At 62.2% G+C, this 15,057-nt stretch carries 10 protein-coding genes; 2 read left to right on the plus strand and 8 right to left on the minus strand.

The window, feature by feature from the left end; all coding sequences use genetic code 11:
- Positions 1–147: 147 nt before the first annotated feature.
- Together BE0216_RS06110 and BE0216_RS06115 are read right to left on the minus strand one after the other, a co-directional pair.
- The gene (locus tag BE0216_RS06110) at positions 148–2,157 is read right to left on the minus strand and encodes a SpaA isopeptide-forming pilin-related protein (RefSeq protein ID WP_094635859.1); all 2,010 of its coding nucleotides are present in this window, start codon (positions 2,155–2,157) and stop codon (positions 148–150) included.
- A 417-nt stretch (positions 2,158–2,574) separates the two neighbouring features.
- Positions 2,575–3,930 (minus strand): class C sortase, encoded by a 1,356-nt coding sequence (locus BE0216_RS06115; RefSeq protein WP_094635860.1) that lies wholly within the window; start codon positions 3,928–3,930, stop codon positions 2,575–2,577.
- 836 nt (positions 3,931–4,766) lie between these two features.
- Between BE0216_RS06115 and BE0216_RS06120 the strand changes: the two genes are divergently transcribed.
- A complete protein-coding gene (locus BE0216_RS06120; RefSeq protein WP_169714226.1) occupies positions 4,767–4,925 on the plus strand; it encodes a hypothetical protein in 159 nt (52 codons plus the stop codon).
- A 315-nt stretch (positions 4,926–5,240) separates the two neighbouring features.
- Here the strand turns inward: BE0216_RS06120 and gatB are convergent, their stop codons facing one another.
- Genes gatB through BE0216_RS06145 form a run of 5 tightly spaced genes read right to left on the minus strand, consistent with a single transcriptional unit; the run spans position 5,241 to position 10,762 of the window.
- The gene (gene gatB / locus BE0216_RS06125; RefSeq protein WP_072724635.1) at positions 5,241–6,737 is read right to left on the minus strand and encodes an Asp-tRNA(Asn)/Glu-tRNA(Gln) amidotransferase subunit GatB; all 1,497 of its coding nucleotides are present in this window, start codon (positions 6,735–6,737) and stop codon (positions 5,241–5,243) included.
- Between the two features lie 35 nt (positions 6,738–6,772).
- Positions 6,773–8,305, minus strand: a complete 1,533-nt coding sequence (gatA, locus tag BE0216_RS06130) for an Asp-tRNA(Asn)/Glu-tRNA(Gln) amidotransferase subunit GatA (protein ID WP_094635861.1) — start codon at positions 8,303–8,305, stop codon at positions 6,773–6,775.
- 1 nt (position 8,306) lies between these two features.
- Entirely contained in the window at positions 8,307–8,603 is a 297-nt protein-coding gene (gatC, locus tag BE0216_RS06135; protein WP_094635862.1) for an Asp-tRNA(Asn)/Glu-tRNA(Gln) amidotransferase subunit GatC, read from the minus strand.
- A gap of 54 nt (positions 8,604–8,657) precedes the next feature.
- Positions 8,658–9,581: an ABC transporter permease gene (locus tag BE0216_RS06140; RefSeq protein WP_226805716.1), complete on the minus strand. Its 924-nt coding sequence runs from the start codon at positions 9,579–9,581 to the stop codon at positions 8,658–8,660.
- Positions 9,582–9,640: 59 nt separating this feature from the next.
- Complete coding sequence (locus tag BE0216_RS06145; RefSeq protein ID WP_094635863.1) at positions 9,641–10,762, minus strand: ATP-binding cassette domain-containing protein; 1,122 nt, start codon at positions 10,760–10,762, stop codon at positions 9,641–9,643.
- Positions 10,763–11,313: 551 nt separating this feature from the next.
- On the opposite strand from BE0216_RS06145, the gene BE0216_RS06150 reads away from it, so the two are divergent.
- Positions 11,314–12,588, plus strand: a complete 1,275-nt coding sequence (locus BE0216_RS06150; RefSeq protein ID WP_094635864.1) for an ATP-binding protein — start codon at positions 11,314–11,316, stop codon at positions 12,586–12,588.
- A 283-nt stretch (positions 12,589–12,871) separates the two neighbouring features.
- On the opposite strand, the gene BE0216_RS06155 is transcribed toward BE0216_RS06150, so the two are convergent.
- A complete protein-coding gene (locus BE0216_RS06155) occupies positions 12,872–14,737 on the minus strand; it encodes a YDG domain-containing protein (RefSeq protein ID WP_094635865.1) in 1,866 nt (621 codons plus the stop codon).
- Positions 14,738–15,057 lie beyond the last annotated feature (320 nt).

Genomic DNA, 15,057 nt, shown 5'->3' on the forward strand with positions numbered 1-15,057 from the left:
AACCCGTCCCGCCCGGGACGACGAAAAAGAAGGAAGAAAAGCGTGACGGCCCGCAGAGAAGGAAATGGGCCGCCACACAACCAGGACAGGCATCCCGGCCGCCACACAAAGCGACGGACCGGAAAACCTTAGGGGAGCCACCCGGCGTCAGGCGACGACCGAAGCGGCCTTACGGGAACGACGATAGGACGCCAGACCGAAACCACCCAGCACCAGAGCCACGACCACGCTCAGAGCGATGCCCGCGCCACCGGTCATGGGCAGCTGGGTCAGGCTCGTGATGTTGTGCACGTAGTCACCCGCGTTGATGGTAGGGGGACCGTCCACCTTCGCCTTGTTGAGGTCGAGCAGCTGGCCCAGATCCTTGTAGAAGGCATCGCCGCCCATCTTCTCGGCTTCGGTCTTCGTCAGGGCCTTGGCGGTCAGCGAGTTATAAGTGGCGCCCGAGCCGGTGCCGGTCTTGCCGGTGACCTGGATGGTGTAGGTCGGGGCGAACGACTGCAGGTAGCCGGTAGCCACGGTGGCCTCCTCGACGATGTAGTAGCCCGAGGTCAGGTTCGGGAACTTCACCGCGCCGGTGGTGGCGGCGGACTTCACCTCGCCGGCCAGATTGCCCTTGGCGTAGCTGAGGGAGTCACGGTCGCCCGAGACATTGACCTTGTAGATGCGGTAGGTCGCGTCCGCGACGCCTTCGTAGTTGTTCTTCGGGCCGACGTTGTACAGCGTGTAGTCGACGGTCGTGTTCTGCGGTTCCTGATCCTTGCCGGCTTCGGTTCCGTCGAACTTGAACAGGTAGTCGTTCACCGCGCCGGACTGGGTGGACTCGATGAACGCGTAGTACGTCATCACGACATCGGCCGAGGCCGCCACGCCGGGGATCTTCATGACCTGGTTGACGTCCGCGAGGAAGTACTTGTCGTTCTCGAGGATGCCGCTGGCGACCTCACCACCGGTGCTCTTGTCCTGGCCCACGAACTTGTTATCGTCGTCGCCGGAGGCGGTGTTCTTGTACGTCAGCGTGTAGGTGTAGTCCGTGCCGCCGGCCGTCGACAGGGTGGTGTTGCCGACCTTGAGGGTCAGGGCCTCGGCCGTGGCCAGCGTGGTGGCGTCCTTCTTGATGCCGTTGTCGTTATCGTCGAACGTCAGGGAGGAGAACTTGTTGTCGACGATGCTCTTCACGCCCGCGATGGTCTTGAGGACCGTCACGCCGGCGCGCGGGGCGTCGTAGATCTTCATGTTGTGGTTCGCGTCGTTGGCGCTCCAGTTCGACGGGATCGAGGACGACAGCGTGAACTTCACCAGCGTGCCGTTCGCGTCGCTCCACACGACCTCGCCCTTCTTGGTCGACTCATAGTCCGGCTTGTCCGGATCGACGGGATCGGGCTTCTTGTCCGGGGTGTTGCCGTCGGACGACTTCAACGCGACCTCGCCCAACTGCTGGCCCTTCAACACCTTGACCGTGTTGTCTGCATCCGGGCAGTACGTGGACGGAACGATCATCGTGGACACCGCGTTCACGGTGGCGGTATCTTTCGTGATGGTCTTGTTGCTGGTGATCACATACACGCCCTGGCTGAAATCACCGGCGGCGTATGCCGTGCCGTAAGCCTTGCTGGTCAGATACACATCGTGATTGGTGCCGTAGTTCTCTACACTCGGCTCGTACTGCGCGGTGGCGGCGATGGTCGTGTTCTTCAGCAGGCCGGTGCCGGCGGTGGTGTCGGCCAGCGCGTCGGCGATCTTGCGCAGCTTCTCGGCATAGCCGGGGTCGCCCATATGCTGGGAGATGTATGCCACCGGATTGTCGTAGTACGTCTGCTGCGTCGTAGAGTCTTTGTCGTAGATGTCGGACTTGTAACCGTCCGGATCGCCCGCCTCGATGGCCTCGCGCAGCAGAGTCTTGACCTGAGCGTCGGCGACCGTCGTGACGTCGGCGTTGTTCGCGTCCACCGACACGTAATCGCCGATCTTGTACAGACGCCACGTCGAGCTCTCCGAGTTCTCCGCGGTCAGACCCGACATATGGATATACGGGACACCGTCCTGCGGCACGGCCGCGGCCGCGCTGGCGGTACCCGTGCCGAGCGCCATACCGGCGACCAGCACAGCGGCGGCGGACAACGCGCCCGCCACACGCTTCAAAGCATTCGCTTTCATAGATGTTCTCCAATCTTCTTAACGGTGCATTTGCCAGTGGGATGACAAAGCCACAGGGCTTAGTCTGCCCCCCCCCCCCCGCGATGAACGCAAATCAGCAATGAAAAGGGGGTAGCGAACCGCGCGATTCGGGGGCATATCAGCCTTGAGGCAGGCAAACGCGACCCCCTACTTCAACCCTCTAACTGCACCCGAAGCATCAAAATCGGCCTTTAGGGCAGCATTTGCGCTCACGCATGCGAACCGGCACAGAAAGGGGCCACCCCACATATGCGCGAAAAGGGACATCCGGACCACGGTCTCCCAACCAAACCCGGCCGTCCACACGCACACGAAAAGGACCGGCGGCGCTTCCCCATACCAAATCGGAGAACAGCGAACATGGACGCGCCACGCGCGGAAAGGCGGACGCCGCTTCTAGGAGGGAGTCGGGCGCGGGCCGCGCGGGCGTCGCGGGCCTCGCCGGTCGAACCACAATTCAGCTGCGTGGTGTGGGTGTGGGTACGGGCGTAGGTGGCGTTCGCGCAGCCACGACCACACACGCAACAACACCAACAGGGGCAGGGCGAGGAGGAGGAACACCAGCAGTCCCACCAGCACCGGGTCGCCGGGCGCGTCGGCCGCGTCGGGGACCATCGTCGGGATGACCGCGCGCTCCGCACGGATGATCAGACGCTGCGTGTTCACCCCGTACGGCGTGCATGTGAACAGCGTGAGCAGATCCCGACCCGGTTCCACCGTCAGATACGTCGTATCATCCGGATCCGTGATCTGCACGTCGAACACCTTATAACCCAACGTCTCGCCCAACACGTGGATATACATCACATCACCCGAACGCAACTCATCCACACGCGTGAACATCAGCTTATCCGGCAGACCACGATGCGCGGCGATCACCGAATTCGTGGACTCGCCACCCACAGGCAGACTCGTGCCGTACAGGTGGCCGGCCCGGCTGGTAAGCACCTCGTCCGACGTGCCGTGCGCAATCGTCAGGTACACGGAGATGCTCGGAATCTCGATCGTCGCCATCGCACCCGAACCGTTCAGGGAGAGGAGGCTTTGGTAGCGTTCGTCGCTCTGGGAGCGGCTCACGTCCGGATCATCGCCGAACGGATCCGCCCCCTCGCCCAACTCCGTCTGCGGAGAGGCGGCCAACTCGGCGTTATACGCCTCCGCCGCCTCCAACGCGGCCTTCTGCTCCTCGGAAGGCCACTGCGCCACCTCCTCGTCGAACGCGCGGGCGCCATACGCGGAATCCAACGTGTTATACGCCTGCAAAGCGAAGGGGCGCAGACCGATGAACAGGGAGGAGCAGATCAGGACCAGGGCGACCACAAGCCACACCCCGCTGCGGGCGTGGGCGCGACGCGCGCGGCGACGGTCCTCACCGCACACGGCACGCCAATCATCCCACGACCACACCAACGGAGCATGCGGAAGCGCGGCCGCCACAACGGGAAGACGACGACGGGCACGCGCGGAAAGAGGCTTGACGGGCTTCGCGGGGGTGACGGGATTCTTGACGGGCTTCGCGGCCAACTCCGCAGCCCGAGCCTCGGCGGCCTTCTTCCCCAATACCACCGCCAAATTCACCAACGGCCTATCAGACCCATCGACGGAACCATCAACGGACTCATCAAAATCAGACAACTCCACGCCATCCTCGGCTCCGTCATCCCCAACGGACCCGAGCGATACGGCATCCGCGTCCGACGCGGAGGCGGACTCGGCGCAGCCACGGTCTTTGCCTCGACCGAAGAACAGCATGACAACACCACCCTGACCATACGAATACACATACACGCAGATTTCAGGGCTTCGCCAATCCCACTACCGCGCAAGTGTAGCGCATAAAACGCAAAACCGCCCCACGGGATCCTTCGACTACGGCCTACGGCCTCCGCTCAGGATGACGAGCAGAAAGAGAGAAACGCCGCCACACAAGACGACGCACGCACGTACGCGCGCAAAACGAAAGCCGGTGTCCGAAGACACCGGCTAAACGCTTGACTGGAAGATGGGTGATAATCCAATACCCACCGGCTCGGTCAACCTCCTGAAATCAGGCATTACCCGCGCTGATTTTTCGGAGGAAGCTAGCGGTGCCTCGCCGGCAACATCCATCATAACCGACCCACACAACGAGAAAGCCGGTGTCCGAAGACACCGGCTAACCGGATATTAAAGGTGGGTGCTAACCGACACCCACCGGCTCGGCCAACCTCCTAAAGTCATGTGCATTACGCGCCCTGATTTTTCGGAGGAAGCTAGCAATGCCTCACCGGCAACATCCATCATAACCGATAGCGCACGACCCCATGCAAAGCGAAAAGCCGGTGTCCGAAGACACCGGCTAATGCGCTTTTCAAAGGATGGATATAATCCAATATCCACCGGCTCGGCCAACCTCCTGAAGTCATGTGCATTACCCGCCCTGATTTTTCGGAGGAAGCTAGCAATGCCTCACCGGCAACATCCATCATAACCGATACCATTGTCTTTGTCGACGAAGACCTTCTGCAATGGGTCGACGAAGACCGTCCGGCAACCGCCGGACGACGCTGCCGCGTCCAACGCGGCGCGGCCTTTCAAAGGATTGGATTATGAAAAATCCAAATGAGGAGCCGCGCGGCGGCTCGGTAATCTGGCTCATGGCGGTGCTCGTCATCGCCCTGTCGGCCAAGGTGGACTCCACCGCGGCCAACATCGCGATACTGGCTCTGACCACGTACGCGATCAGAGCCGGAAACAGCCGCCAGTAACGGCACACTCAGCCCGCCACGAGTCACACGGCCCGTGGCGGGTCATCCTCGAGGATACACCCGATCCCGCATCCGACCAATCCGGACAAGGACGGCACATCCATCCGCACGGCACCTCCTGACGGACGCACCACAATAGGGATCGAGAAACAACACGATTTAGCATGTTTCACGGCATCTCCTGGCATCAGACGTCAAGAGCTACCGCAAAGAGGCGCGCAAAGACGCCTCAGATGAGCGGCAAAATGAAAGGCCTCTTCCGCGCGCATAGCAGCGAAAGAGGCCCATCCATGCCGGAGAAAGGCTGCAGAAAGGCTACTTGATCTTGCCCATCACAACCTTGGTGACGGCCTTCGCGTCGGCCTGGCCGCGCGTGGCCTTCATCACGGCGCCGATGATCACGCCCATCGGCTTCATGTTGCCGCTCTTGAGCTTCTCGGCGACATCCGGGTTGGCGGCGAGCGCCTCGTCCACGGCCTTGTCGATCAGGCCGTCGTCGGAGACGATCTTGTAGCCGTGCTTCTCAACGACCTCGGCGGGCGTGCCCTCGCCGGCGAGCACGCCGACGACGGTCTGCTTGGCGAGTTTGTCGTTGAGCTTGCCCTCGGCGATGAGCTTCTCCACCTCGGCCACGTCGGCCGCGGTGATCGGCAGCTCCTCCAGCGAGACGCCCTTGGCGTTGGCCTCGCGGCTGAGCTCGCCCAGCCACCACTTGCGCGCGCCGGCCGCGGTGGCGCCGGCGGCGACGGTGGCCTCGATCAGGTCGAGCGCGTCCGCGTTGAGCACGTCGCGCATCTGCAGGTCGCTCAGGCCCCATTCGGCCTTGAGCCGGTTGCGGCGCTCACGCGGCATCTCCGGCATCTCGGCCTCGATGCGGGCGATATGCTCCTTGGTGATGTGCAGCATCACCAGATCGGGGTCAGGGAAATAACGGTAATCGTCGGCGTCGGACTTGACGCGGCCGCCGGCGGTGGACTGCGAGGACTCGTCCCAATGGCGGGTCTCCTGCAGAATCTCGCCGCCTTCGGAGAGGATCTGTGCCTGGCGGCGGATCTCGTACTGCACGGTCTTCTCGATGGCGCGGAACGAGTTCACGTTCTTCGTCTCGGAACGGGTGCCGAAGGGGTCGGAGGCCGAACGGCGCAGCGACACGTTCACATCGGCGCGCATATTGCCCTGCTCCATGCGGGCGTGGCTGATGTTCAGCGCACGCACGATGTCGCGGATGGCGCGCATGTACGCGGCAGCGATCTCCGGCGCGCGTTCGCCCGCGCCCTCGATGGGCTTGGTGACGATCTCGATCAGCGGCACGCCGGCACGGTTGTAGTCGACCAGCGAATGGTCGGCGCCTTCGATGCGGCCGTCGGAACCGCCCACGTGGGTGTTCTTGCCGGCGTCGTCCTCGATGTGGGCGCGTTCGATCGGCACGCGGAAGACGGTGCCGTCCTCCAACTCCACGTCCAGATAGCCGTTGCCGTTGGTGGGCTTGTCGTACTGCGAGATCTGGTAGTCGCGCGGCATATCCGGGTAGAAGTAGTTCTTGCGGGAGAACTGGCTCCATTCGGCGATTTCGCAGTGCAGAGCCAGGCCCAGCTTGATCGCGTAGTCCACGGCGGTGGCGTTCAGCACCGGCAGCGAGCCGGGCAGGCCGAGCGAGACCGGGGTGAGCTGGCTGTTCGGCTCGCCGCCGAAGGCGACCTCCGCCGGGCAGAACAGCTTAGTGGTGGTGCTGAGCTCCACGTGGGTTTCCAGACCGAGGACCGGGTCGAATTGCTTGACGGCCTCGGAGTACTTCATCAGTTTGTCAGCCATGATGCTTCCTTAGTTCCTTTCCGATTCCGCGCGTCTCACTCGCCCAGCCAGGGGGTGTTGAGGGACTGCCAGATCGGGCCGCCCCACTGTTCTTCCAGCGCGGCCTCAAGCGCCGCGGCCGGCTTGTACATCACCTCGTCGCGCTGCTGGGGCGCGATGAGCTGGAAGCCGACCGGCAGGCCGTCGTCGGACAGGCCCGCGGGGATCGACATGGCGGGCATGCCGGCGAGGTTCGCGGGGATGGTGGCGATGTCGTTCATATACATGGCCAGCGGATCGTCCATCTTCTCGCCGAACTTGAACGCGGTGGAGGGGCTCGTCGGGGAGACGAGCACGTCGCACTGCTCGAAGGCCTTGTTGAAGTCGTCGATGATCAGCGTGCGCACCTTCTGGGCCGAGCCGTACCAGGCGTCGTAGTAGCCGGCGGAGAGCGCGTAGGTGCCCAGGATGATGCGGCGCTTGACCTCGTCGCCGAAGCCGGCCTCACGGGTGTAGGCCATCATGTTGGCGGCGGTGGAGGGCACGCCGGCCGGCGGCATCACGCGCAGGCCGTAGCGCATGCCGTCGTAGCGGGCGAGGTTCGAGCTCACCTCCGACGGCATGATGATGTAGTAGGCGCCCAGCGCGTACGGGAAGTGCGGGCAGCTCACCTCGGTGACCTGAGCGCCCATGGACTCGAGCAGGGCGACGGCCTCGTTGAAGCGGGCTTCGACGCCGGGCTGGAAGCCCTCGCCGCCGAGCTCCTTGACCAGGCCGACCTTGAGGCCCTTCAGGTCGCGCTTCATGCCCTCGCGGGCGGCCGCGGCCATCGGACGCGGGCCTTCGGGGATGGAGGTGGAGTCGCGCTTGTCATGGCCGCCGATGATCTCCTGCAGCAGCGCGGAATCCAGCACCGTGCGGGTGACGGGGCCGATCTGGTCGAGCGAGGAGGCCATGGCGATCGCGCCGAAACGGCTCACGCCGCCGTAGGTGGGCTTGACGCCGACAGTGCCGGTCAGGGCGCCGGGCTGGCGGATCGAGCCGCCGGTGTCGGTGCCGAGGGCCAGCGGCGCCTCGAACGCGGCCACAGCGGAGGCCGAGCCGCCGCCGGAGCCGCCGGGCACGCGCTCGGTATCCCACGGATTGTGGGTGGGGCCATAGGCGGAATGCTCGGTGGACGAGCCCTGCGCGAACTCGTCGAGGTTGGTTTTGCCCAGGATCGGCATGCCGGCGGCCTTGAGCTTCTCGATCACGGTGGCGTCGTACGGCGGCACCCAGCCTTCGAGGATCTTCGAGGCGGCGGTGGTCTCGATGCCCTTGGTGACGATCATGTCTTTGATTGCGATCGGCACGCCAGCCAGCTCGGGCAGCGCGGCCTTCTCGTCGGCGGATTTCGTGTCGAAGGCGTCGGCCTGCTCGCGGGCCACGTCGGCGGAGACCTTGAGGAAGGCGTTGACGCTCGGTTCGGCGGCCTCGATCACCTCGAGATGGGCGTCGACCAGCTCGCGGCTGGACACTTCGCCGGACTTGACCTTGGCGGCCATCTCGACGGCGGACAGTTTGACGATGTCGTTGGTGTTCACGGTCATCTCACTCCTCCCCCAGAATGCGCGGTGCGACGAACATGCCGGCCTCGGTCTTCGGGCCGCCGGCGGTGGCCTCCTCCTGCGTGAGCGGGGTCTCAGGCACGTCGGGACGCAGATAGGCCTCGAGCGGCACGGGGTTCGCGGTGGGAGCCACGTCCGCGGACGCGACCTCCTGCACCTTGTTGATGGAGTCGGCGATGACGTTCAGCTCGCCTTGCAGACGGGTGATCTCCTCGTCAGTGAGCGCGATGCGGGCGAGATCGCCCAAGTGCTCGATTTCTTCACGTGTGAATGTAGGCATGCGCCCTACTATACGTGCGGTTTGTGACACGCGCGAGAGAACACCCGCTTCCGCTTACTTGACGTCCACGCGCCTGACGACGAGCAGCCCGGCGACCCAGGCGACCACGGTCCAGGCGAGCAGGATCAGACCGGACTGCCACCATTGCGGAATCCAATAGTCCTGCGGAATGGCGGCGCTCACCGAATCCCGGATGCCGGCGGTCAGAAAGTTGTTCAGCGCCGAATCGGGCAGACAGTAGGCCACCGAGCCGAGCCAGGAGAAGCGGCTGGAGGCCAGCGAAACGATGGAGACCACGGAGGAGAGGATCATCAGCAATCCCACCACCGCGCACACGCCGCCCACGGTGGAGCGGGTCAGTCCGCCGAGGCCTTGGGCCAGCAGGGCGACCAACATCATCGCCACGGGGAATCCGACCAGCACAACCGGCACGATGCGGCGTTCATCGGCGGTGAGCGCGGTGACCTCGTATCCGCCGGTCATCGCCGCCATCACACCCCAGGCGAGCAGAATGCCCGCCACGGAGGCAAGCAGGGTGAACAGCGCCACGGCCAGCGATTTGGAGGAGTAGAACATGCCGCGGCGCGGATTGGCCGCCAGCGACGACTGCACGCTGGAGGTGGTGTATTCGCTGGTGATGGCCATCACGCCGAAGATGGCGACGACCAGTGCGGACGCGGAGCCGGACGAGGCGAGCATCGACCACATGTTGGAGGCGGCGAGCGGCTGGGGGTCGGACGAGAATTCGCCGGTGGAGGGGTCTATGGAGGCGAGCAGGGTCACGGCCCACACGCTCAGCGCGGCCATCGACACCGTGACCGCGATGGTGATGCCGAGCAGCCATTTGGTGGAGTTCAACGACCAGAGTTTGATCAGTTCGGCTTTGAGGCTGCCGCCGAAGGTGAGGCGGGCGTGGCGGTTCACGCTGCGGCTGGCGGCGTAGGTGTTGCGAGGATTCATCGTGCTTGGCGTGTTCATTGGGCTTGTCGTGTTCATTGGGCTCGTCGTGTTCATGGTGTTCATGGTGTTCATCACGTTCATCGTGCGGCCTCCGAATCCGTTGCGGTTATTGGGGTCGCGGGGTCGGGGCCCTGTGTGGATTCTTGCGGAACAGTCCGTGAAACATCCTGTGAAACACCGCGTGAAACAGCTTGTGAAACACCTTGCGGACCATCTTGCGGACCGGCGGCACTGACGGCACCGACTGGACCACCTGCGAAGCCGGGCACATCCGCGGCGAGATATTCCGCGTGCCTGTGGGTCAGCGCCATATAGGCATCCTCCAATGACGCGCGCTCCTCGACCAGTTCGTAGGTCACCAGCTGCGCCTGCGCGAAGGTGCGTGCCGCGGCTTTCAGATCGGCGCCGACGATGCGGAACACCTCGCCATCCTCGGGATCGGCGGAGACGCGGGCGACGGGCATAAGCCGCACTTCAGGCGCCTGCGCGAAGATGGCGTGCAGTCTGGCCGGGTCGGGCGTGCACACGCGGATGGCCCGGCGCGAATGTTCGGCCACGAAACGCGCCACCGTAGTGGTCTCCAGAATGCGGCCCTGGCCGATGATCACCAGATTGTCGGCCGTAAGCGCCACTTCGCTCATCAGATGCGAGCTGAGCAGCACGGCGCGGCCTTCGGCGGCGTAATAGCGGCACAGGTCGCGCACCCATTTGACGCCTTCGGGGTCGAGGCCGTTGATCGGCTCGTCGAGCACGAGGTTCTTCGGGTCGCCGAGCAGCGCGGCCGCGATGGACAGCCGCTGACTCATACCCAGCGAAAACTGCCCGGCCTTACGCTTTTTCACGGCGGTGATGCCGGTCATGTCGATCACCTCGTCGACGCGGCGCTTGGGGATGCCGTTGGTCGCGGCGAGCGCGCGCAGATGGTCGTAGGCGGAGCGCGAACGGTGGGCGGATTTGGCGTCGAGCACCGCGCCGACCTCACGCAGGGGCGCGGGCGATTTGGCGAACGGACGGCCGTCGATCAGCGCTTTGCCCGAGTCTGGCGTGATCAGTCCGAGCGCGGCGCGCATGGTGGTAGATTTGCCCGCGCCGTTGGGCCCGAGGAATCCGGTGACGACGCCGTCTTCGGCGGTGAAACTCACGTCGTTCAGCGCCTGCTTGGCACCGAAGCGTTTGGAAAGCCCTGTTATCTCAATCATGGCTCCAACCTAGCCGACTTTCGTTCGACCGCACATCTTTTCGGCACCCCCGGTCATCACATGTGTACCGGCACGAGAGGATCATCTGGTTGACATTCACGTCCAATTCGCCGGTTATCACAGTTGTCACACGTGTACCGATGCAAAATCGAATCGGCCGTTATCAGGTGGATGGGTTGAAAATCACAGGAAGATACCATGAAACACCATCATGACCGGAAGGATGGCGCTGTTTACTGATATCAGCTGCAATAAGCCGGAAGCCCCAACAGGCTTCTGATAACTGAACCCTTCTCCTCTTCTTCTTTCTCCAGCCCGGAGGCCCTCCAGCCTCCGGGTTTTTCCTTGCCTGATCGTGCGTAGCGTTGTCAGCCGGCCTAAACGTCTTAACCTCACGGGCGCAAGCCAACTACCGTAGTAAAAAATGGCCAACTGCACTGATAAAAAATGGCCAACTACCGTAGTGAAAAACAGCCAACTACCGTAGTAAAATATAGCCAACTACCGTAGTAAGCCTCAATAAAGCTTGAAATTCCAAGGAATGAGTGGTTATGACACGACGTTATATGAAGCGCATTTATGATCAGGTGCTCAAAGAGCGCCTGGAAGCCAAAGGCGCGGTACTCGTCGAGGGACCGAAATGGTGCGGCAAGACATCCACGGCGGAGCAAATCGCATCCAGCGCCATATATCTGCAGGATCCCAGCTCACGCACCCAAAACCTGCGCATGGCCGAAATGGATCCCGCCCGACTGTTGCAGGGGAGCGTCCCACGGCTGATCGACGAGTGGCAGGATGCGCCCAATCTGTGGGACGCGGTGCGTTTCGAAGTCGATCACCGTGATGATTTCGGCCAATTCATTCTGACCGGCTCCAGCGTCCCCGCCGATCTCAACGCGCTGCATCACACGGGTACAGGCCGTATCGCCCGCATGAAAATGCGCACGATGTCGCTGGCCGAATCGGGCGATTCGACCGGCGAAGCGTCGCTTTCCGCGCTGTTTCAAGGCGAACAAACAACAGCGCAGGGGCGGCGGACGGATATACGCGAACTGGCTTTCCTGCTATGCAGAGGCGGCTGGCCAAGGGCGGTTGGCACTTCGGAGAAAGTCGCGCTACGTCAGGTGGTGGATTATCTCGATGCGGTGTGCGAAATCGACATTTCCCGTGTGGACGGCGTGCGTAGGAACCCAGCCCATGTGCGGATGCTGCTGCGCTCCTACGCGCGCATGATTTCATCACAGGGGACGCTTGCCGCCATGCAGATGGATTTACGTTCGGCGGGAATTGAGATGTCCGAATCAACGTTTTTGGAATATACGGAGGCACTGCGCAAACTCTTCGTCATCGAAGATCTTTCGGCATGGAATCCCAATCTTCGTTCGAAAGTCGCTATCCGCACTTCACCGACGCGGCATCTGTGCGACCCCTCGATCGCCGCCGCCGCTCTGGAGACCGGTCCCGACGAACTGGTGGATGATCTCGAGACGTTCGGGCTTCTGTTCGAAAGCATGTGCGTCCGCGACCTGCGCGTATACGCCGACGCGTTGGACGGAACGGTTTTCCATTACCGTGACAAGCTGGGCTTGGAATGCGACGCCGTCGTGCATCTACGCAACGGCCGATACGGACTGATCGAAATCAAACTGGGTGGAGAGAGCCTGATCGCTCAGGGCGCGTCCACCTTGCAGGCACTCGCCCAGAAAATCGACACGACCAAAATGCGCGCCCCCTCGTTCCTGATGGTGCTCACCGGAACCGGTGATTTCGCTTACGCTCGGGAGGATGGCGTCTGGGTGGTGCCCATCTGCGCCCTAGGCGCATGACACGTTGTCATATGGACACAGTTGACAACGATTTAGCCATAGGGGGGTATGGTGCCAACGGTGTTTCAACGGTTTGTGAGCTTAGGTGGTTAAATCGTTGTAGTTGACATAGCGTCACTTACAACGATTTAACCACCAAAGCCCCAAAATCGGCCTAATCTCGTCGACGCCATACCCCCTATGGCTAAATCGTTGTCAACAATGATGTTGGGCGATCCAGCTGTGCATGGTCAGGGCGGCCGCAATATCAATCTGCGACCGCCCTGACCTCCATACGGAAGCGCTACAGGTTTCTGCGTCGAATACTGAGCATCGCACCAGCTGCCACTATCAGCAAGATGCAGACCAATCCCCACATCGAGATATCGGCGCCCGTACGGGATATCGTGGCCTTGCCCCCGACATCAGCACCTGTGGCAGTTCCCTTGGTATCGGCGGCCGTGTCGCCGCCAGTATCGACGGACATGTCGCCACCAGCACCAACGGACGTGTCGCTGCCAGCGTCGGACGCATCACCGCCGACATCAGGCACATCACCACCAGTGTCGGTCGTGTCGTCACCAGCGTCAGATGCATCACCGCCAGTATCGGGCGCATCACCACCAGGCGTGTGGTCATCGTCCGGCGAAGTGGGTTTTGCGGGTTCGACGCCCTGTGCGACCACCACCGTCACACTGTCGCTGGGATAGTGGTTCGCGTCGCCCGCCACGCGGACCTCATACACGCCAGGAGCCAGACCGCCCACAGCTTCAGCATCGGCCGCAACCGAGCTCCAGACATCACCGCCGACGAGACGGTACTCCATGGCATCGCTTACACCGGTGATGGACCCGTCGGACTTCCCGTACTGCGTTTCCGCCGTCGCGGCCACGGCATCGGGAGCATTCTGCGAAGCCTTGTCCACAAACAGTACGCCGGCAACGGGCGTCACAGCGTAATTCGCGGTCACGTCAATCCCATCGCGAACTATACGTAGATCCGCCACGTTCAGCTCGTAAGTGCCGGCATCGAGCATCGTTCCCTCAGTGGGATCGAACGTCACCGTCTGCACCAAGTCGCCTTCGATCAAGCCGTTCCCGGTGACGGTTATCTTGTCCATTCCTCCGGCGACGGCATCACCATATACCAGATTCTGGTCGGCGACGGTCACGGTGATTGGACGCGGTGTGATGTCGGCAGACAATATTTGCGAGGTTCCCGCTACCGTATAGTTCAAGGCGCGAACTCCGGCACCGAATTGCAGAGCGTAGGTCACAGTGACCTCTTTGCCGGTTCCTACGTTCGCATCCGCGAAGGCCGCGCTGGCGGTCAACGTGATCTTGCCCTCATCGCGCGGTGCCACATTCGTCAGCTTGTAGCCCGACACGCTTGCACTGATGGTGCCGTCATAGACTTTCGACGCGACCGCGGTTCCCTCCGCACCCAGCTGGCGTCTGAGGATCGTCAGATTGTTGTTCGTGGTCGACGCATCCACGGTGTAATACGCATCGGTCACATTCACACCGTTGCGGGTGATGGTCACGCCGGAAGCCGTGATCATCCTCATGTTGCCGGCATTGGTGTCTGTGCTGCTCACGGTGGCGGTGGCGATCACATCGCCGTCGAGTAGTGAGTCGTAGTTGCTTCCTGTGGCGACCTGCACCCATTGCGGTCCACTGTTCACCGGATCGCCGTAGGTGATGGTCTGCGGAGCGGGTTCGATGAGCACGTTTCGTTTGTATACGGTGCCATTGTTTCTGGTGTATCCAGACTCTCCTACCACGTATTTGCTCGCGTCCGCGCCGGATAACAGGTATGTCACCGTATAGGTTTTGTTGTTGATACCCGGCTCGGCATCTTCCAGCTCCGCATGTACGCGCATGATTACGTCGTCATCGTTGATCACGCCGGTGTAGTTCAACGAAGAGACAAGGTCATCCGACAGCACTGTGGTACCGTCATAGGTTTTCGACGCCTTCACAAACGGTGACATCATGCCAAAATACAGTTTTTTGGGTGACGCGTCGAAGGTGACGGTTGCGGAGACGCTCGCGTTAGGGTTGCCACTTGCCGTTACGGTTGCAGTGACGGATCCGGTGCCGACGTCCTCAACGGTGACCGCACCGGTGGATGCGTTCACGCTTGCCGAACCGGTGGCGTTCCACGTCACGGCACCGCCTGGCCCGCCCGACGTGCGCAATGTGAATGTGGCACCATACGTCACCGTCGAAGGCAGACCGATTATAGACAAATCAGCCGCATGCGCGGTATTCGACGCCCCCCCCCCCGAAACAGAGTCCGCATAGCAAAGCTAGCAGTGAGCATGCGAACATTATCCAGTTTCGCGATGATCGCGAGGGTGTGCGGCTATCTGAGTTACTCGTTGAGTGTTGCATATTCGTTCCTTACGTCATCATGCGCCGTTGCATGTGACTTCAGTCTACCCCTATAAGATTCTTCGACCGCGTTTACCCTGCTCAAGATGACGAA

The sequence above is a fragment of the Bifidobacterium eulemuris genome (genome assembly GCF_014898155.1).
Lineage (GTDB): Bacteria > Actinomycetota > Actinomycetes > Actinomycetales > Bifidobacteriaceae > Bifidobacterium > Bifidobacterium eulemuris.

Bases quoted from the DNA above. Each gene is read 5' to 3' on its own strand.
- gatA (WP_094635861.1), bottom strand. From the start codon at position 8,305: ATGACCGTGAACACCAACGACATCGTCAAACTGTCCGCCGTCGAGATG.
- BE0216_RS06140 (WP_226805716.1), bottom strand. From the start codon at position 9,581: ATGAACACGCCAAGCACGATGAATCCTCGCAACACCTACGCCGCCAGC.
- BE0216_RS06110 (WP_094635859.1), bottom strand. From the start codon at position 2,157: ATGAAAGCGAATGCTTTGAAGCGTGTGGCGGGCGCGTTGTCCGCCGCC.
- BE0216_RS06120 (WP_169714226.1), top strand. From the start codon at position 4,767: ATGAAAAATCCAAATGAGGAGCCGCGCGGCGGCTCGGTAATCTGGCTC.
- gatC (WP_094635862.1), bottom strand. From the start codon at position 8,603: ATGCCTACATTCACACGTGAAGAAATCGAGCACTTGGGCGATCTCGCC.
- BE0216_RS06145 (WP_094635863.1), bottom strand. From the start codon at position 10,762: ATGATTGAGATAACAGGGCTTTCCAAACGCTTCGGTGCCAAGCAGGCG.
- BE0216_RS06150 (WP_094635864.1), top strand. From the start codon at position 11,314: ATGACACGACGTTATATGAAGCGCATTTATGATCAGGTGCTCAAAGAG.
- gatB (WP_072724635.1), bottom strand. From the start codon at position 6,737: ATGGCTGACAAACTGATGAAGTACTCCGAGGCCGTCAAGCAATTCGAC.
- BE0216_RS06115 (WP_094635860.1), bottom strand. From the start codon at position 3,930: ATGCTGTTCTTCGGTCGAGGCAAAGACCGTGGCTGCGCCGAGTCCGCC.